Below are 18,379 nucleotides of genomic sequence, written 5' to 3'. Positions count from 1 at the left end.
CCCCTACTTTATCCTATCTAATGCTTTCCGGACTTCCTTCGATGCTCGTAATACTCCCAAAACCTTTAATGATCTAATAGACTTCCGAACTAATTCCTCATCCACGTCATCGGCAAAAGCTAACATGCCAATTACTTTTATATCAAGTACTTTTCCATTGGCAACTACTTCTTCTAAATCTTTACGTGAATAATAGAGGGCACCTAATACCTTATCGGTTGTCAACTTATTTACCTCTTCAGCATGTTCAGATAACTGATTTCGTATAGAGCTTTTAATGAAATCCGTCCTGTTAGAATAAAAGCCTTGTTCCACTAGTAAGTCAATCTTCCCAAGGTCCACTACATTTAAATTGACGGTCACTTTTTCAGTATCAGCCAATTTCACCACTCCTAGAATTTGTTTTTATAAGTATACCACGCACTCCCTTACCCATCTATACAGACGAGTAAAATAATTTGATTTTTATAAAAATTATTAACACACATCATTTCTTTCAACAACCGTAGCATGCGCCCTCGACGATTTTACATTCTATTATTAACCTCATCTTTTTCTATATTTTAATTCAAGTATGATGTATCTTCGCTTTTAATAAATTATCTAAAAAGCAAAAAGAGCAAAATCCTTTTTTAAAAAGATTTTGCTCTTTTTTAAATTACGCTTGATCTTCTATTGTAGGTCCCATTACACCAGGCACTTTCAATCCAGCTTGTCTCAAGAGTACAGTCATTTGACCACGGTGATGTGTTTGATGATCAATCATGGAACGCAATAATGCTCCTCTAGGAACTTGACTTCCAAAGCTCTCAACTGTTTCAAGTAATTGTTCATCCGTTAAAGCCGCTACACTTTCTTTAACATCTGCTGCTGACTTTTTATAGGCAGTTACGATTTCTGCTGCAGTTGTTGGGACATCATTTGGTCCCCCTACTGGCTCAACTTGTAATCCAATTTGTCCACCGAAAAACCCAAGAGCTGTTGCAAGATGCCAGCCTAACCAACCTAACGTATTATGGCCCTCCACAATTGCTTGATTTAACTTATCATCTGTTAGTGCTTCAAGAACGTTCACAGTTCCATTAACTGCTTGATCCCAATCAAGCAGAAAATCTTCTTTTGTTCGATACATCATTTCCACTCCTTTCAAATACATACACTATTATTTTAACGTTTTTTACGATTAATTACATGGGACATGCATATAAATATAACAGAGTTTCAAGAAAGGAGTTTCATTATGAAAACAAAGTTAGCTTTATTCGGCGCCCTAATGGTCATTATATTGTCTGCAATATTAGATTCTCCGCCAACTTCTAATGAACAAACCATCTATTATGAAATGCAAGAAGATGAATCAGTAGATGCAGATACACAGCCTACTGAACGTAGTGCCTCAAGTTCATTTGAATTTATGCTTGAAGATATGAATGAAAGGAATGGAAAAATAATAGAGACTTACCGTGAATACGAAGTTCATAAAGATACTGAAGGTAATATAATAAGTCGTATTCCAACTGATAACTACCAGTACTTACAATATGATAAAGATTAATAGACCGGGTGATTAGCCCGGTCCTTGTTTTTTTGGTTTGGCTACTTATTGTTTATATACAATAACATAAATATCAAAATCCTGGCTTACTTCTCCTTTACAACATTTTCATCAAGGATATCGAATTATATTACTTAAATATATATAACGATCTGATAAACCTTTTTTAAACTTAGTAGTCCAATAATTAAAGTACTCCTCTTTAGTATATGCAGACATATCTATGCTATCTGTTAAGTTATCTAAAGAATTTCTTAGTTGATGTTCAGCAATCTTACTAGTCATATTATATAGAGTCTTTGGATCTCGAAAATTAAAAAAGGGCTTTAACTCTACATTATTTTGGTTTTCATATACCACATCAAAATCATGTCTATACTTATAACTATCATATAATTGCTCATATTGAATCCATCCCGGAGCTGGCACCATATTTAGAATTTCCTCAATTTCACTATCCACAAAATAACTTCTGGCTAGTATTCTTTTAGCAATTGAAGTAACTCCCCCCCTTAAAGCTAACATTTCTTCTTGTAAGTGCAGATTCTTTTCTATTATCTTGAGTGAACGTTCATAGATTGCTAATAAGTCGGTCTTTAATACTCCTGAGTTTAAAATATTCCTTAAATAGTCTCTTATTTCCTCATATACACTGAAGTCTAACTCTGCTCTTCCTTTTGTATTGTTCTCTAATCTATCAAAAGCTATAGAAAAATAAACTAGTGGCTTTAAAGCCTTTAATGCATCTTCCTTTCGCATAGTATCAGGTGTTATTATGGCTATATTCTTTACATCTTTTGAGAGCTTCCCAAGATAATTTGCTAAAAAATACCTATTATTATTAATTAAATACGGGAACCCTTCTATTGTCACGTCCTCATTCCATTTTTTATGCTTCTTACCTAACTTAAGAATTTGATTTCCATCAATTTGGTTCATTTGAATCATCCTAATATTGTTTTATGAAATCTCAAAAATCCTCTCGTATGGTTACTAATCACCTACGTTATCTTGATAAAATTCATCAATTTGTATCTGGATTTCTCTATAATTTTCCTCTAACTCATCCATTAACTCTTCAAACGATGTACGTTCAATGTCATTAAATAAACTATATAGATCACTATTTTTCCTTCGAAAATATCTACTTGCCTCACTCGTTATATAATTATCCTGTCGCAATATAGTTGACACACCATTTAAATTATGGCTTTCATCCGCACTTTTTTGAATCCAATTACTTGAAAATTTCAAAAGGTCAATCGTTTGATCCCTTTTTTGTTCCATAAAATCTTTCTTTGCTCCAGTCTTCCATTCTTTCCACATCTCAACCATTCTCTTTGCCTGTTCAAAGACCTCATTTAATTGTTCCTCATCCCCTGCATTCGTATAAATTCCTCCACCAGCTTCTGCTATTTCGCGTAAATGACTTTGGCCCTCGATATCTACATTAAAACCGATTACATTAACAATAGATTGAATATCAGATTCAGCAAGTTCTTTTGCAGCACCAGCTGGGTCTCCTCCACATGTTTCGGCACCATCACTGACGATGTATACGAGATTGGTATTCGTATCTCCTGGAAGGTTAGCGAAATCCTCTTTTGCCTGTTCTAAGCTTAAACCAATAGGCGTCCATCCAGTTGGGATAAAAGGATCTATTACACTATTAAATTCGGAAGCATTGATTGGTTGGATTTCATAAACTAACTCACTAACTTCACAAGACTGTTCTGGGGTTTTACCAGTTCGTGCGCCTTCATGACCATAGACTCGAAGACCAACATTTGCTTCATTTGGTAGACTAGAGGTAAATTCGCGAATCGAATCCTTCGCAATATCCATCATCGATTTTCCATTGATTTCATTTGCCATACTTCCACTAACATCAAGAATTACTAGTACATTTAACTGCTCTTTGAAGGTAAACTGTTCATCCTCTAATCCTGGATGACCAAAGTTATCAAACTTCATTTTTGTAATGAGTTGTCTCGGATCTTGATAATCCTCTGCAAAAAGATAGCGATAGGCTCGCCACCATTTGTCTAAGTATTCTTCACTGACATCTTCTTTAATAGGCGGGAGGACTTCTTTAACATAATCTGCCATTTGCTCAGCACTTAGTAATGGTTCTTTTCCGGTATGCAATCCATTCCCTGCAAGAGGACCTGTTGGATAGTTAATAATTTCGTCTAGATTCGTTGGTTCATTGGGTGCTATTTCAAGTAAATCTTCGGGGTTATTTGTTGGTTCTTCTGATAGGTCAACATCATCTCTTTCATTTTTATCTTCTGGTACATTTTCTTGTTCATCAACCACTTCTTCACTCACATCATTTTTCACTTCATCCCTATTCTCTGTATCGTTCGAATCATGAGAACAAGCTTGAATAGAAACCAAAGAGAAAAATAGAACCAAAACGAAAATTACTTTACGGTGATTTATGTATAACAACCTATTAACTCCCTCCTAGAATATGAAAAGTTATCGAATCATCCAGTTTTTATTGGCAAGACTCTATGCGTTTAAAATCTTATATTATAAATAGTACTAAATTTCATACCATAAAAAATCAAAATTTCAAAAAATAGTAACTATTACCCATTTAGACTCTTTTATTTCTTCGTTTTAATGGAGAACATCAAGAAAAAATATGCTGGTAGGGTACAATATTACTACCCCACCAGCATAGCTTCCATACTTTATATACTCCAGAACACTGCAATCGCTCCTTCTCCTGCATGAACAGCTAGAGATGAACTTACTTCACCAATAACAACTTCTATATCTGGAAATTGTAAAAGGATTTCTTTGCGTATTGCTTCAGCTTTTTCAAGAGCATTGGCATTTGCAATACCGATTTTTGTCACAGCATGCTCCTTACAAGATGCCCTTATTAAATCTATCATTCTACGTGTAGCTTTTTTCTCAGAACGAATTCGTTCCACCACCCCTAGTTCTCCCTTGTCCCCTATAGCCAAAATTGGTTTAATCTTAAGGAGATTTCCTAGCACAAATTGCGCACTGGATAATCTCCCTCCTTTAAATAGCTGTTCTAATGTATCTAATAGAATTAGATTCTTATGCTGATTTGCCATCTGATCCAACTGTAGAACAATCCCTTCTACATCGATACCTTGTTCGACTAGCTCTATTCCTTTTTCTATTAGGAAGGTTATGGCAAAAGAGAGTGATCCCGAGTCAATGATTTTAACTTGTAATCCTACTTGCTCCATTCCCGCCTTCGAGCTCGAAATAGTTCCACTTAATTTTGACGATACATGAATAGCGATAACATGTTCATATTCTTCTTTTAAATGCTTATATAACTGCTTAAATTTCTCCACATTGGGCTGGGAAGTTTTAGGGACTTCCTTTTCTGTCCGAATCATTTCATATAACTGTGCACTAGATAGGTCAATACCATCCTCGTACTCCTTCCCATTTGAAATGATAACAATTGGGACAACATACACATCTGGATGTGCTATTAGCTCCTCTGTCAAAAAAGCCGTACTATCCGTTACAAAAGCAATTTTACGTTTACTCATGACTCTCCCTCTCCATTTCACCTATACTTATTAAAATAATAATACAGCTAAGCGTAAATTATACCAAGTATTAATATCTGGTAATAATTATATTTTTCATTATTTACCCCTATCACTTTTTGATCATGACCCTTATAATAAAAAAGAATGTACCTAGGAAGGATAAGGTGTTACCGAATATGAGTTTACTAACAGTTAAAAATTTAAGTCATGGCTTTGGTGATCGTGCGATACTCGAAAATGTATCATTCCGGTTATTACAAGGTGAACATATTGGACTAATCGGAGCAAATGGTGAAGGAAAGTCAACTTTCATGAATATAATTACAGGAAAATTACAACCAGATGCTGGAACGATAACTTGGGCCAAGCATGTCCGAGTAGGTTATTTAGATCAGCATGCTGTATTAAAGCAAGGTTTGTCTATTCGTGATGTATTACGAACCGCTTTTCAGTATTTGTATGATATGGAAGAAGAAATGAATCAGCTTTTTGCCAAAATGGGAGAAGCATCACCTGAAGAGCTAGAAAAACTATTAGAAGAAACCGGTCGTATGCAGGATTCTCTGACCAATAATGACTTCTATACAATTGATGCAAAGGTCGAAGAAGTTGCGAACGGACTTGGGTTAAATGACTTTGGACTAGACCGCGATGTCCATGATTTGAGTGGTGGTCAGCGTACGAAAGTATTATTAGCTAAACTACTCCTAGAAAAACCTGAAATTCTACTTCTCGATGAGCCGACAAACTATCTTGATGTGGAACATATAGAATGGTTAAAAACGTATTTACAGAATTACGACAATGCCTTTATACTCATTTCTCACGATATTCCTTTTTTAAACAGTGTCGTGAACTTGATTTATCATATGGAAAATTTAGAGCTAACTCGTTATCCTGGGGACTACGATGAATTCCTACGATTACATGATTTGAAGAAACAGCAACAGTTAGCAGCATATAAGAAACAACAAAAAGAAATTGCCCATTTAAAAGACTTTGTTGCTCGTAATAAGGCAAATGCAGCAACGGCGAGGATGGCACAATCCCGCCAGAAAAAATTAGATAAAATGGACGTTATTGAACTCGACGCTGAAAAGCCAAAACCTGAGTTTCAATTTAAAGAAGCACGTACACCAAGTAAATATTTATTCGAGACAAAGGATCTCGTTATCGGTTATGGTGAACCATTGTCTCGCCCATTAAACTTATCAATGGAACGTGGACAAAAGATAGCACTTTATGGAGCAAACGGAATTGGAAAGACCACACTGTTAAGAAGTTTATTAGGAGAAATCCCTCCTGTATCGGGGGATGTTGAACGCGGGGAGAATTTGCATATCGGCTATTTTGAGCAAGAAATCAAAACGGCAAATACCAATACTTGTATTGAAGAAGTATGGGATGAATTCCCTCACTTTACCCAATACGAAGTTCGTGCAGCACTTGCAAAATGTGGATTAACAACGAAACATATTGAGAGTAAAGTGCAAGTATTAAGTGGTGGGGAGAAGGCAAAGGTACGGTTATGTAAATTAATAAATCGCGAGACAAATATACTTGTATTAGATGAGCCAACTAACCACTTAGATCATGATGCAAAGGTTGAGTTGAAACGAGCACTAAAGGAATATAAAGGAAGTGTTCTCCTTATTTCCCACGAACCTGAATTTTATGATGGTCTGGTAACAGATATTTGGAATTGTGAAGATTGGACAACAAAAGTATTTTAAGATTATCATGCAGAAAGAATGCCCTAGTAATGTGGCATTCTTTTTTAGTATTTATGGAAGCCATCGATATGTTTCTAAATTAACTTCATTAAGGCTCCCCAATGCTACTCCTTCAGCTTCTAATTTCAGAATCTGTTCATGATAGGATGCTTCATCCTTTATTACTATTTTACCTTCTGCATTCACAACTCGATGCCAGGGAAGCCGGTATTTTTTACTCATAGAATGTAAAATACGAACAACCTGACGAGCAGCCCTTGGACTACCAGCTAGTCTAGCAATCTGGCCATAAGTCATTACTCTCCCCTCTGGTATTTGCTTTATCAATTTAATTACGTTCTCTGTAAATGGTGTCATCATTATCCTCCAGCAAATGCTTCTTAATAGAATATCAAGGTATTGTTTATACTGGTTCAAATTATCTACTCAATATACTCTCTCCCGTATACTAGCTGGTTTTTTGTCTTCTAAAGTAATCCTCTGCTAGTATCCCCATTATGATTTCATCAGAATATGTTTCATTATAAAATAGCGAATCCCTTAGTACGCCCTCCACTTTAAAGCCTACCTTCTCATAAGCCTTTATCCCTCGCTTATTATGCGAATAGACCTCTAGTTGCAGTCGGTTTAACTTTAACTCCTTAAACGTAAAAGCTAATGCAAGTTCCACCGCCTCCGTACCATAACCCTTATTAAAATACTTCTTATCATGCAGTGCAATTCGAAATCCAGCTTTTCTATTCATTTTGTCGATGTCTAATATGGTTAAATCACCGATGATACCATCAGCTTCAACTAAACAAATTGCAAAATCATAACGAGAATCATCTTCTAATATTCGATCTATTTGAGCATTTATTTGTTCCATAGTAAACGTGTTTCTCGTTCCAGTCATATAACGAATTTCTTCATCATGAACTGCATTTAGTATGCTTTTGTTATCTTCTTTTGTTAAGGGTCTTAAATATACCGATTTACCTTGGTAATACATGGTTGGTTGCCTCCCTTTCCCAAAAGGTTTCTATTTATTAGGTTTTGCCCATATTAATGAAACCATGCCAGACCAGTATTGTTCGATGTGTTTGACTTGTAGTTTAGATGCCTCCATAATCTTCAGAATATCTCGATCGCAATGACAACCTGAAAACCTTCTATAAAGTGGATCAACCACCTTTTGTGTCATAGACAACAATATATTGGAACTTAACCCGTGTTCTAAAAACAATACAGCGCCATCTTCCTGACACCAATCATTATATTTATTTAAGGTTTTCACTGGATCTGGATAACTACATAGTGTCAGAGTCGAAACAATACTATTAAAAGAATTGGATTGCAAAGAAAGTGTATCAACATCCTGATGGATAAAATGCACATGTAACTGATTTGTTATAGCTTGCTGCTCAGCACTTTTAATCATCTCTTTACTAAAATCCACTCCGATAATCTCACTGACCTTTTGTTTGTCATAATGTGGAAAATTAGCTCCTACACCTACTCCGACTTCTAACACTTTACCATAAGCTGACTTAATAAGTTTCTCCCGCCATCCTGCTACAGTTGGATTATTACGATTATTTTCATACATGGAAACCTGACTGTCATACTTTTTTATTAATTTTTCCTTCTTCATATATAACTCCTCATAAGTTCGTCATGGCAAGTATTAACTTATGGTGTCTATTCTTGATAAAGTAATCGTAACATAAGAAGGAGATTAAGATAATTTTAAGCTTCTTAATCTCCTTTAATATTACACCTTATTCTTCCTCACTTCTGTCCCATTCCCAATTCCAGAATGACACTTCATCTACTTCTAGATCACTAATCATTGGTTCTTCCTGAAGTTTTAAGATTTCCTTTGTTGGACCCGTAATGACAGCACCGTAATGTTCGATTCCATGCTCTTTTAAATACTGTATTCTATTATCTATATTTAACGGTTCAAAGGTTAGCTTATTTGCCTTACTTTCATATTTGGAAAGAAAAGCTAGTGTCTTCATAAATTGTGTGTGAAGCAGTTCATAATCCGCTTCTTCATATACCGGAGAATAATGTGATTCAGAGACTACCTTACTACCAAATAAACCCTTTTCTTCCTCCCTAGAATCTAATATCATATCATTATCATGCCAGATCGGATAATCAGGAAAGCCAATTGGCTCGAAAATAGTACCGGCATATCTTGATTCTCCTTCTTGCCCCGTATAAACGGCAAACCAGATAATATCTAGATTTCTACCATTAAATAATTGGAATACGTCATTTGTACTTAGTAGCTCGGAAAAAGACACATATGCAGATACAACCGTTCCCTCGGATAATTGTTCTAATTGGTTCCAATCAGCCATTTCGCTTTCTGCTCCAGGAAGAATAAATCCTGGTTGCTCTTGCTTCATTCTCCCGTAGAAATCTTCCATTGGGAATCCCATCAGAGAGAACAAGAAGTTAACTTTCATTTCGCCAACTACTAATGTTTCATCCCCAACCCTCTTTTTTAAATCTCTACTAGCTTCCATAGAAAAGAATGGTTTTGTATTCGTACTTGTTCCTCCATAATAACCATATGGATTCGTGACTGTTAATGTATAATCAATTATATTTCGAAAGGTATCGACTCGGTCTGGTTTTCCCCATGAATAATAAACAGCTGTTAGGATAGTTGATAAAATCGTAACAAAGAAGAGAATACTGATTACCATAATAGCAGTCTGAAACCTAGCTTTCCATTTACTTCGTCTCAGTATTTTTATTTGCTTTTCATCATTCATAGGATTAACTATTCGGTCTTTATCTTCTTTTTCGTCTATGAACTCATAATATTTTTCTAATTTTTCTAACTCCTGCTCGACCTTTTCTTTTTCCGCTTCGGAAAGTTCTCCTTTTTCATAGGCATCTAATTTCTTCTTAAAATCATCTTTCATCCGATTGTTCCCTCCTCTGTCTTACATATTGTCTGCCGCGAAATAACAAAACCTTAAAATACGATTGTTTAACCCCCATTACACTCGATGCTTCAGCTTGAGTAAGTCCATGGACATCATGCAATAATACAGCATATCTTTGTTTTTCTGGTAAATCATTGAGTAAATATATGATTTCTTGAATCTCTTCTTTTCTAACTACATCTTCTTCAAACAAATTCTTCTTATCCATAAAAGTAGTGAAGAAAGTATCTTCTTTTATCATCATCTTTTTATGCTTACGGTAATAATCAATAAAAACATGATGTGCAATTGTAAATAGCCAGGCTTTAACACTCTCCCCCTTATAATTCTCGATATATAGATGGGCTCTAATAAACGTTTCTTGAACCAGGTCTTCTGCTGTATGATGGTTTCGACTAAGCATTAGGAGGAAACGATATATATCAAAAAAATATGTGTGATAAATGTAATCCAGATTATCTTTCATGGCTCCCCCTTTCACTTATGTAACGATTAAGAAGCAGATTAGTAACAGGAATTTCGAATTTTTATCTTTTAGCATATTTACAAGAGCGAATATACCCCAAAAAAACAAGATACCCTATCAAAGGTTATCTTGTTCGTAATCAAGTTAGCTCTATTGTATATACGTTGTTAAAACAACCCGAGCTGCTTAGGTGCTAACCCTTCGTACTCTATTCCAAGCATATGTTGAAATTCTTTTGCATTATTTGCAGCATCACCGCCAGAATTATTGTTAAATAATACGATAATGTCCTTCGTTTCCTTCGAGATTTCCAAGACTCGATTCTTCCAATCCAATAATTCTTTCTCATTATATTTATATAAATAGCGAACATCACGCCAATTTGTATCCGCGTTTTTAGGTTTAGTCCAGCCATGAAAATTCCGTCCATGCATACGAATCAATGTGACGTCAGATGTAGTCGCTACAGTTACAATAGGAATCGAACCTTCTCCCGCTTGTGGTTCGTCCGCAATCGAATGAATCCAGCCATTTTGTTTCATAAAGGTTAATGTGCTTTCACGATACTTATCGTAAAACCAGGATTGATTTCGAAATTCTAGGGCGACCGGAATCTCCCCCATCATTCTCTTACAATATCTTAAGTAGTTTACATTTTCCCTATTACAGCCAAACCACGGTGGAAACTGAAATAATACCATCGCTAATTTATTGGCCTCTTGAAAAGGCGTCAAGGAATCAATAAAGGCTTGAAACATAATCTCTTTATTTTCAAAAGGAATCTCCTTTCGTTGATGTCCGGTCATTCCTTGATAAGCTTTAACAACAAAACGAAAAGTATCTGGAGTATCCTTCACCCACTTTAATGCATTACGTACTGGTTGTATTGCATAAAAGGAGGCGTCTAATTCAACCACAGGGAAGTGACTACTGTACTCGGCTAATTTATCCCTTGGTCTAATATCATCAGTATATAATAAATCATGATCACCCCAACCAGTTAGTCCGATATAAATCATACCGATTCCTCCTATGTGATAATAAACTAATAGGTTACATTATCCTCTATACTATCATATACCACTACTATATCGTAAACACCTATTCTGCTAGATAGTATAGTAGGAAAGTAGTAACACGAACCATAAATAAATAGCAGTTCCAGTCCTGTCCATACGGAGGGATCCACGTGCATATAAAAAGAAGCATATGAAGAATTAGCATTTTAGCTAAGACCCCTATGCTTCTTGTAAACATAACCTTCCTGACTACTTTTTTAATACCTTATATAAGGAGGATTATTCTACCAGCTAGATTTTTTTACACCTGGTACTTGTCCTTTATGAGCATATTCGCGGAAAGCAATTCTTGACATTCCAAACTTGCGCATATACCCTCTTGGACGCCCAGTCACAGCGCAGCGGTTTTTAAGTCTTGTTGGCGAGGAATCACGCGGTAGTTTACGAAGCGCTTCATAATCTCCCTTCTCCTTTAACTCTCTTCTTATTTCAGCATACTTTTCTATCATTCTTTGTTGTTTCATCGCTTTTACTACTTTTGATTTTTTAGCCATTTTAAATTATTCTCCTCACTATTATGCTTATACTGTTTGGATATTCCATTGAAACGGATCTGGTAGTTTACTCCAGTCACTATCCATTTCCTCTGGCGTTAATAAACAGTTATCCAATTCTTTCGTAATATATTCTTTATCTAAATCAAGTCCAATAAAAACTAACTGTGTCTTTCGATCACCAAATTCCAAATCCCATGTTTCCATGACTTCTGGATTTTCTTGTAAAAGGGCTTCTCTTCTACTAGGAGGAAGTGCCACTACCCAATATGCAAGTGGCTCAATGTTTGCAGATAACCCTGCTTGCGAAAGTAGAACAGAAAAATCATTTCTTGTTGCTAACCACATAATTCCTTTTGCCCGTACGATATTTTCAGGCATAGTCTCGATAAACCTTAATAGACGTACCGAATGAAAAGGTAGCCTGCGTTCATAGACAAATGAAGCAATCCCATACTCCTCTGTCTCCGGTACATGCCCTTGAGGTCCATTGGTCAGCTCTTTTAGCCATCCTGCAGAACTACTTGCTTTCTCAAATTCAAAAGAGTTCGTATGAAGAATTTCTTTTGGGTCTACTACTCCATGTGTCGTTCTAATGAACTTCGCTTCTGGCTGTAATTTTCTTAGAACTTGTTCGAGTTTCTCTAAATCAGCTTCATCCACTAGATCACACTTATTTAAAACTAGCACATCACAGAATTCAATTTGGTCAATTAATAAATCTGCTATTTCACGTTCATCCTCCTCCGAAATCGCTTCTTTCCGATCTAACAAACTTTCACCTGATCCAAAGTCATGCCAGAAACGGCTAGCATCGACTACTGTAACCATCGTATCTAATTGACAATATTTGTTAAGGTCTATCCCTAATTGATCATCCAAATATGAAAATGTCTGGGCCACAGGTATAGGCTCACTAATTCCTGTTGATTCAATTAAGATATAATCAAACCTACCATCCTTCGCTAACTTTTCTACTTCAATTAATAAATCTTCTCGTAGTGTACAACATATGCACCCATTGGACATTTCGACCAGTTGCTCATCCACTCTAGATAATGTTCCTTCATTCTCCACAAGTCCTGCATCAATATTTATCTCACTCATGTCATTTACAATAACTGCTACCTTCATCCCATCTCTGTTGTGTAAAACATGATTTAATAAGGTTGTTTTCCCTGCCCCTAAGTAACCAATTAATACGGTAACTGGTATCTTCTGTGTCATATACATTCTCCCTTTCAATAGTTAATCGTAATCATTACGATAAACTATCTAAAAAAATATCCTTCAGTTTGAAGTTTGAATTTTTCATCTATACAATAGCGAAATCCTTTCTTGAGCTCTTCTTCATCTAATTTTGTTCCAATAAATATTAGTTCACTTTTTCTCGGTTCATCTTGTTTCCATTTCCGGTCTTCTGTACTAGCAAATAGCATGTGAACCCCTTGATAAACAACTCGATTATCAATATCCTTTACATTTAATATTCCTTTGTATCGATAAAGCGACTCTCCTTTCATTTGAACAAGGTAAGTAAACCATTTATTGACACGGTCGAGGAACAATGGTTTGTCTGACTTTAGAATAATAGAATGTACATTGTCATCATGGTGATGATGATGGGATTCTGTAAGTAAGTTCGATTGAATCTTAAGCTTCGCACTTAAATCAAATGATTGAACACCTATTAGCTTATTAATGGGTACTTCACTATTTGTCGTAGTGATTACTTCCGCTGTCATGTTCATCTTTTTAATCCGAAGCTTTAAATCTGCTAATTCCTCCTGAGAAACTAAATCCGCTTTATTCATAATGATTAAATCCGCAAAAGCAATTTGTTCCTGGGCGATTTCCTGCTCTAAATGTAGGGGCAAATGCTTCGAATCTACAACCGTACAAACACTGTCTATGTCAAACCAATATGCCATTACTTCATCCATTAGAAAGGTTTGAATAACAGGTGCTGGGTTTGCTAGTCCAGTTGTTTCAATAATAATTCGACTTAAATGGATCTCCCTTTTGGCCATTTTAACGATTAAATTTTTCAGAACCTTAATCAAATCTCCACGTACATTACAACAAATGCATCCTTTGTTGATTTCTATTATTTCCTCGTGTGTCTTTATGACAAGCTCTGAGTCAATTCCGGTATCACCGTATTCATTAATAATGACTGCCGCACGTCGATTTTGCTCATCTCTTAATAATCGGTTTAACAGCGTTGTTTTCCCAGCACCTAAAAATCCGGTTAAAATGGTGACAGGAATTTTATGTTGTTTGAGCATTTAGAACCTCCTTTAAGTGTGTTATCGACTATTATAAGAAAACCTAACACAAGAAGGGACAGTCCCCTCCTTGTGTTAAATATGATATGATTCAAATTGTCATCGAAATTAATGAGCAATCATTTCTGTTACAATACCATCTCCATCCAATTCAGATGGGTAGTATGTAGGCCAGTGATCCAATTCATTCAATAACGCATCTCGGTCATCACCCCAATAAAGGTGAAAATGATAAGAATCAGTAGGATAAATACTATGATCACTAAATTGAATGTACGTTGGAACTCCTTCCACTCCATCCTCATGTTTAAAGATATAACGTACTCCCCTGTTTCCTGCATCATACTCTAATATTTCATATCCATCGTACGTAAATTTACCCGAATATTCATTTCCATTTTCATAGAATGTTACAATATCTTCCTCAATTACGATTCGATTAACATCTGTTTTATAGCCTCTATCATAATACTCTTTGTATTCTTCAACTGTTTTGCTGTCATCTTCCTCTGCTTTGTGAGCAAACACCTCATCTAGTGTACCATCTAATAAATATGGATAGACAGACTGCCAGTCACCTTCCCAATCCGATAATGTACGATCTTTTATTTGACTATCTTCAAAGTACCCAGCATATATTTTTTTAGCTTCTTCATCATGACCAAGTCCATGATGATCGTCTATGGTAATTGTAACAGGCTCAGATTCACCCAAAACTTCATGATTATCATCATAAAGAACTGCTTTAAGCTGTACACCATCCAATTTAGCTTCTCCCTCGTATTTTTCCGTAGTTTGTCCTTCAATTACTTCCCACTCAGAAGCTCCTGGATCTAGCGTAAACCAATGCCAATGTGGATGATCTACTTCTTTATCCGTAGTAGCAGTTAATTGAATTGTACTACCAGTATGATAATGATCAGCTAATCCATCTATAGTTACATTAATTTCTGTTGCATCCTTGTTTGACTCAGACGGTACCTCGTCCTTGGAATTTATTGGCTCCTTTTCATTCGAAGATGAATCTTGACATCCAACTAGTATCATAATTAGAACTAGTGCACCTAACCCTTTCAACAAAATGACCTTCATATTAAATAACTCCCCTCTCCTAAATCGTAATGATTACGATTTATAGCATACACGCTTAACCTTTTAACGTCAAGTAATCTTATCTGTATTTTTAATCGCTTCATATTCAACAATAGTAGAATAGCTTAAAAAACTAATATTCTGTAGACAAAAGATCTATTAATATTTTTATACTTGGTATTTAGTAAATACTAAAATTCTAGCATTCCTAGATTGTACATTTTCCTTCTGAAGATGCAGGAACAACAAAGACTATAAAAGAAAAACAAAAAAAAAGAGTTAGGACGACACCTAACTCTCTAATAAGCATATACTTAAATTCCTTACACAAGGTACAATAGCACACAAAAGAAATGACAAATAGTACCGGCAAGCACGAAAAGATGCCAGACCATATGATGATATTTAAATGCTCGCCACATATAGAATACCGTTCCAATGGTGTAGCATAATCCACCAACAACGAGTAACACAACCCCTGCATGTGCTAAATTTTCAACAATTCGGTTCCATCCTAATACTACCATCCACCCCATTAACAAATATAATAGCGTGGAAGTAAAAAGGAACTTCTTTACAAAGTAAGCTTTAAATACTATTCCCGCTATTGCTAGGCCCCAAATAATTCCAAACATTGACCAACCTAGAGAACCTTTAATCACTAGCAATGTAAATGGAGTATATGTTCCAGCAATAAATAAGTAAATAGATGAATGATCAAATATCTCGAATAAATCTTTTGCTTTACCCTGTGGTAGTGCATGCACTAATGTAGAAGATGTGTACAATATAACCATTGTTGCACCAAAGATAGTAAAGCTAACTACATGTAAAGCAGTTCCATTCAATGCAGCGAATACGATAAGTAATACTAACCCAGCAATACTAAGTACAACCCCTATGCCATGTGTTATCGCATTAGCGATTTCCTCACCCTTCGAAAAGGTATGTGTTTCTGCCAATCCCATCATCCTTTACTTCATTATGATTCGTTAACATTAATCCAGTATGACTAAATAAAACAATTTTAATAACTCTTCGTACTGCAAAACTGTTAATCCATATACTTCATTATAGCATGAAGTTACATTTCTTCTGGAGCTTTAATTCCCAATAAACGTAAACCTTCTTTTAAAACAATGTTAACAGCATATACTAATGAAAGTCTTGCTTGTTTATGTGGCTCATCTAATATTTTGACAACCGCGTAATACTTATTAAAGGATTTGGAGATATCCAGTAAGATTTTTGCAATTTGTGATGGATCATAATCATCCAATGCTCTCGTAATGGTTTGTGGAAAATCCATAAGTAGCTTAATAATCGGCCATGCTTCTGGATCTATAAATGTACTCCCATCATTCGATTGCTCTACATACTTCCCCTTCCTCAATAAAGATGCTGCACGTGCATGTGTATATTGAACATATGGTCCTGTTTCCCCTTCAAAACGCAGCATATCTTCTAATGAGAACTCAATATCATGTAAACGAAAGTTCTTTAAATCATGGAATATAATTGCCCCTACCCCGACTTGTTTCGCTACCTCTTCTTTATTTGATAAATTAGGATTCTTTTCTTCAATATTACGTAAAGCTAATTGTATCGCTTCTTCAATAACCTCTTCTAATAAAACTAGTTTCCCTTTTCTGGTAGACATTTTCTTTCCTTCTTTTAATATCATACCAAACGGAATATGTGCCATTCCTTTTTGCCAGTAATATCCCATTTTTTCTAGTACTGCAAACAGCTGTTTGAAGTGTAGTGTCTGTTCATAACCTACTACATATAACGACTTTGTAAACTGGTAAGTCTCCTGACGATAGATAGCTGCTGCTAGATCACGGGTAGCATATAATGTCGTTCCATCACTTTTTTTAATAAGGCTAGGGGGGAACCCTTCTAATTCCACTACATAAGCACCTTGTGACTCTACTAATAAACCTTTAGCGGATAATCGCTTAACTACTTTCTCCATTTTATCATTATAGAACGCTTCTCCATCAAAGGAATCAAATGATATTCCTAGTTGAGTGTATATTTTCATAAATTCTTTTAGTGACTCATCACGGAACCACTGCCATAATTGAATGGTTTCCTCATCCCCATGCTCCAGTTTCTTAAATGCTGCTCGACCTAATTCATTTAAGGAAGGGTCCTTCTCCGCCTCTTCATGGAATTTCACATATAGTGCTAGTAATTCTTTTATCGGACTTTTTCGTACCTTCTCTTCTATCCCCCATTTCTTATAAGCTACGATAAGCTTACCAAATTGTGTTCCCCAGTCACCAAGATGATTAAGACGAATAACCTGGTAACCACTCTTCTCCGCAATAAGGGATAATGCATTCCCAATAACCGTTGATCTCAAGTGTCCCATTGAAAATGGTTTAGCAATATTTGGCGAAGAAAAATCAATCGTGAGCGTTTTATTGTTACCAATCATTTCATCACCATAATGGTTTTTCTTTTCTAGAATTGATTTGATAGTCTGTGATGCTACCTTTTCCTTCTGTAAGAAGACATTAATATATCCACCGACTGATTCTACTTTTTCAAATAATGGTGAATCAAACTTTTCTGCTAGCTCTGCTGAAATGATAGTCGGAGATTTCGCGAAATGTTTGGCTAGCTCAAAACAAGGGAAAGCAAAGTCTCCATGGGACTCATACTTTGGTTTTTCAATCATCTTTAAAACAGTTTCATACGGAATTATTCCCTCTACTAATTTGGTTACTTGTTCTGCAAACGCTTGTTTAAATATCATGTCTTTTCCTCCTATATAAAAAAGCTCTCGCCTCTTATGAATTTTAAGAGGCGAGAGCTATCATGATCCCGCGGTACCACTCCATTTGTTTTTAACATCATTAAAAACCACTTAAGTATTGTTAACGAGGTTCTCCCCCGGCCATCCCTACTATTATTTCAGGTAAGCATCTCCAAAGTCCGGTTCATTGTCTGTGCAAGCACTAGGCTCCCACCAAACCCTAGCTCGCTAAGCCTCACAAACAACTACTCTCTTTTTCATCGATTTTCACTAATAATTGAAAACATTATAACAGATTAAGCTAATCATTGTCACGAACATTTTATCTAATGCAAAACTCGAAATTACCTTACTAATTTTGTTAGTAAAAATAATGGCACTATAGTATAATTTTACCATAACT

Annotated in this window: 19 protein-coding genes and 1 other annotated feature; of the genes, 2 read left to right on the top strand and 17 right to left on the bottom strand. The window is 35.6% G+C overall.

What is annotated here, in order from left to right; genetic code table 11:
* Positions 1–3: 3 nt before the first annotated feature.
* Complete coding sequence (locus tag ACSKT4_RS00365) at positions 4–381, bottom strand: CopG family transcriptional regulator (RefSeq protein ID WP_211741639.1); 378 nt, start codon at positions 379–381, stop codon at positions 4–6.
* A 277-nt stretch (positions 382–658) separates the two neighbouring features.
* A complete protein-coding gene (locus ACSKT4_RS00360; protein ID WP_211741640.1) occupies positions 659–1,132 on the bottom strand; it encodes a DinB family protein in 474 nt (157 codons plus the stop codon).
* 108 nt (positions 1,133–1,240) lie between these two features.
* Here ACSKT4_RS00360 and ACSKT4_RS00355 point away from each other — a divergent pair, with 108 nt between their 5' ends.
* Positions 1,241–1,555 carry a hypothetical protein gene (locus tag ACSKT4_RS00355; RefSeq protein WP_186870036.1) on the top strand — a complete coding sequence of 105 codons (315 nt, stop codon included), beginning with the start codon at positions 1,241–1,243 and terminating at the stop codon, positions 1,553–1,555.
* Between the two features lie 111 nt (positions 1,556–1,666).
* On the opposite strand, the gene ACSKT4_RS00350 is transcribed toward ACSKT4_RS00355, so the two are convergent.
* The 3 genes from ACSKT4_RS00350 to ACSKT4_RS00340 form a co-directional block, all read right to left on the bottom strand.
* Positions 1,667–2,494: a hypothetical protein gene (locus tag ACSKT4_RS00350; RefSeq protein ID WP_211741641.1), complete on the bottom strand. Its 828-nt coding sequence runs from the start codon at positions 2,492–2,494 to the stop codon at positions 1,667–1,669.
* A gap of 54 nt (positions 2,495–2,548) precedes the next feature.
* On the bottom strand, positions 2,549–4,009 hold the full coding sequence (locus ACSKT4_RS00345) for a vWA domain-containing protein (protein ID WP_465822618.1): 1,461 nt from the start codon (positions 4,007–4,009) through the stop codon (positions 2,549–2,551).
* A gap of 248 nt (positions 4,010–4,257) precedes the next feature.
* Positions 4,258–5,106 (bottom strand): DegV family protein, encoded by an 849-nt coding sequence (locus tag ACSKT4_RS00340; protein WP_211741643.1) that lies wholly within the window; start codon positions 5,104–5,106, stop codon positions 4,258–4,260.
* A 179-nt stretch (positions 5,107–5,285) separates the two neighbouring features.
* Between ACSKT4_RS00340 and ACSKT4_RS00335 the strand changes: the two genes are divergently transcribed.
* Complete coding sequence (locus ACSKT4_RS00335) at positions 5,286–6,842, top strand: ABC-F family ATP-binding cassette domain-containing protein (protein WP_186870031.1); 1,557 nt, start codon at positions 5,286–5,288, stop codon at positions 6,840–6,842.
* Between the two features lie 51 nt (positions 6,843–6,893).
* Here ACSKT4_RS00335 and ACSKT4_RS00330 read toward each other — a convergent pair whose 3' ends face one another.
* The 12 genes from ACSKT4_RS00330 to argS form a co-directional block, all read right to left on the bottom strand.
* Entirely contained in the window at positions 6,894–7,199 is a 306-nt protein-coding gene (locus ACSKT4_RS00330; RefSeq protein ID WP_186870030.1) for an MGMT family protein, read from the bottom strand.
* A 91-nt stretch (positions 7,200–7,290) separates the two neighbouring features.
* Positions 7,291–7,833, bottom strand: coding sequence for a GNAT family N-acetyltransferase (locus ACSKT4_RS00325; protein ID WP_211741645.1), 543 nt, complete (start codon positions 7,831–7,833; stop codon positions 7,291–7,293).
* Between the two features lie 30 nt (positions 7,834–7,863).
* Complete coding sequence (locus ACSKT4_RS00320) at positions 7,864–8,475, bottom strand: class I SAM-dependent methyltransferase (protein ID WP_186870028.1); 612 nt, start codon at positions 8,473–8,475, stop codon at positions 7,864–7,866.
* A 127-nt stretch (positions 8,476–8,602) separates the two neighbouring features.
* Complete coding sequence (locus tag ACSKT4_RS00315) at positions 8,603–9,766, bottom strand: anti-sigma factor (protein ID WP_465822616.1); 1,164 nt, start codon at positions 9,764–9,766, stop codon at positions 8,603–8,605.
* On the bottom strand, positions 9,756–10,256 hold the full coding sequence (locus tag ACSKT4_RS00310) for a sigma-70 family RNA polymerase sigma factor (protein ID WP_465822615.1): 501 nt from the start codon (positions 10,254–10,256) through the stop codon (positions 9,756–9,758). The genes ACSKT4_RS00315 and ACSKT4_RS00310 overlap by 11 nt, the downstream gene beginning before the upstream one ends.
* A gap of 167 nt (positions 10,257–10,423) precedes the next feature.
* Positions 10,424–11,275, bottom strand: a complete 852-nt coding sequence (locus tag ACSKT4_RS00305) for a DUF72 domain-containing protein (RefSeq protein ID WP_465822614.1) — start codon at positions 11,273–11,275, stop codon at positions 10,424–10,426.
* Positions 11,276–11,559: 284 nt separating this feature from the next.
* Positions 11,560–11,829 carry a 30S ribosomal protein S14 gene (gene rpsN, locus ACSKT4_RS00300; protein ID WP_211741648.1) on the bottom strand — a complete coding sequence of 90 codons (270 nt, stop codon included), beginning with the start codon at positions 11,827–11,829 and terminating at the stop codon, positions 11,560–11,562.
* 27 nt (positions 11,830–11,856) lie between these two features.
* Positions 11,857–13,056 carry a GTP-binding protein gene (locus ACSKT4_RS00295; protein ID WP_465822612.1) on the bottom strand — a complete coding sequence of 400 codons (1,200 nt, stop codon included), beginning with the start codon at positions 13,054–13,056 and terminating at the stop codon, positions 11,857–11,859.
* Positions 13,057–13,100: 44 nt separating this feature from the next.
* On the bottom strand, positions 13,101–14,117 hold the full coding sequence (locus ACSKT4_RS00290) for a CobW family GTP-binding protein (protein ID WP_186870022.1): 1,017 nt from the start codon (positions 14,115–14,117) through the stop codon (positions 13,101–13,103).
* 108 nt (positions 14,118–14,225) lie between these two features.
* The gene (locus tag ACSKT4_RS00285) at positions 14,226–15,209 is read right to left on the bottom strand and encodes a ZinT family metal-binding protein (protein ID WP_465822611.1); all 984 of its coding nucleotides are present in this window, start codon (positions 15,207–15,209) and stop codon (positions 14,226–14,228) included.
* Between the two features lie 323 nt (positions 15,210–15,532).
* A complete protein-coding gene (trhA, locus tag ACSKT4_RS00280) occupies positions 15,533–16,171 on the bottom strand; it encodes a PAQR family membrane homeostasis protein TrhA (protein WP_186870020.1) in 639 nt (212 codons plus the stop codon).
* 122 nt (positions 16,172–16,293) lie between these two features.
* On the bottom strand, positions 16,294–17,976 hold the full coding sequence (argS, locus tag ACSKT4_RS00275) for an arginine--tRNA ligase (RefSeq protein WP_465822610.1): 1,683 nt from the start codon (positions 17,974–17,976) through the stop codon (positions 16,294–16,296).
* Positions 17,977–18,019: 43 nt separating this feature from the next.
* Positions 18,020–18,246, bottom strand: a binding site (T-box leader).
* Between the last annotated feature and the right edge of the window lie 133 nt (positions 18,247–18,379).

The sequence above is a fragment of the Ornithinibacillus liuyingii genome, from assembly GCF_055550225.1.
This window is presented reverse-complemented; position numbering and strand designations above follow the sequence as displayed.

Excerpts from the sequence above, each read along its gene's own strand:
- ACSKT4_RS00360 (WP_211741640.1), bottom strand. The coding sequence starts at position 1,132 with ATGTATCGAACAAAAGAAGATTTTCTGCTTGATTGGGATCAAGCAGTT.
- ACSKT4_RS00355 (WP_186870036.1), top strand. The coding sequence starts at position 1,241 with ATGAAAACAAAGTTAGCTTTATTCGGCGCCCTAATGGTCATTATATTG.
- ACSKT4_RS00350 (WP_211741641.1), bottom strand. The coding sequence starts at position 2,494 with ATGAACCAAATTGATGGAAATCAAATTCTTAAGTTAGGTAAGAAGCAT.
- ACSKT4_RS00340 (WP_211741643.1), bottom strand. The coding sequence starts at position 5,106 with ATGAGTAAACGTAAAATTGCTTTTGTAACGGATAGTACGGCTTTTTTG.
- ACSKT4_RS00335 (WP_186870031.1), top strand. The coding sequence starts at position 5,286 with ATGAGTTTACTAACAGTTAAAAATTTAAGTCATGGCTTTGGTGATCGT.
- ACSKT4_RS00330 (WP_186870030.1), bottom strand. The coding sequence starts at position 7,199 with ATGACACCATTTACAGAGAACGTAATTAAATTGATAAAGCAAATACCA.
- ACSKT4_RS00325 (WP_211741645.1), bottom strand. The coding sequence starts at position 7,833 with ATGTATTACCAAGGTAAATCGGTATATTTAAGACCCTTAACAAAAGAA.
- ACSKT4_RS00320 (WP_186870028.1), bottom strand. The coding sequence starts at position 8,475 with ATGAAGAAGGAAAAATTAATAAAAAAGTATGACAGTCAGGTTTCCATG.
- ACSKT4_RS00315 (WP_465822616.1), bottom strand. The coding sequence starts at position 9,766 with ATGAAAGATGATTTTAAGAAGAAATTAGATGCCTATGAAAAAGGAGAA.
- ACSKT4_RS00310 (WP_465822615.1), bottom strand. The coding sequence starts at position 10,256 with ATGAAAGATAATCTGGATTACATTTATCACACATATTTTTTTGATATA.
- ACSKT4_RS00305 (WP_465822614.1), bottom strand. The coding sequence starts at position 11,275 with ATGATTTATATCGGACTAACTGGTTGGGGTGATCATGATTTATTATAT.
- rpsN (WP_211741648.1), bottom strand. The coding sequence starts at position 11,829 with ATGGCTAAAAAATCAAAAGTAGTAAAAGCGATGAAACAACAAAGAATG.
- ACSKT4_RS00295 (WP_465822612.1), bottom strand. The coding sequence starts at position 13,056 with ATGACACAGAAGATACCAGTTACCGTATTAATTGGTTACTTAGGGGCA.
- ACSKT4_RS00290 (WP_186870022.1), bottom strand. The coding sequence starts at position 14,117 with ATGCTCAAACAACATAAAATTCCTGTCACCATTTTAACCGGATTTTTA.
- ACSKT4_RS00285 (WP_465822611.1), bottom strand. The coding sequence starts at position 15,209 with ATGAAGGTCATTTTGTTGAAAGGGTTAGGTGCACTAGTTCTAATTATG.
- argS (WP_465822610.1), bottom strand. The coding sequence starts at position 17,976 with ATGATATTTAAACAAGCGTTTGCAGAACAAGTAACCAAATTAGTAGAG.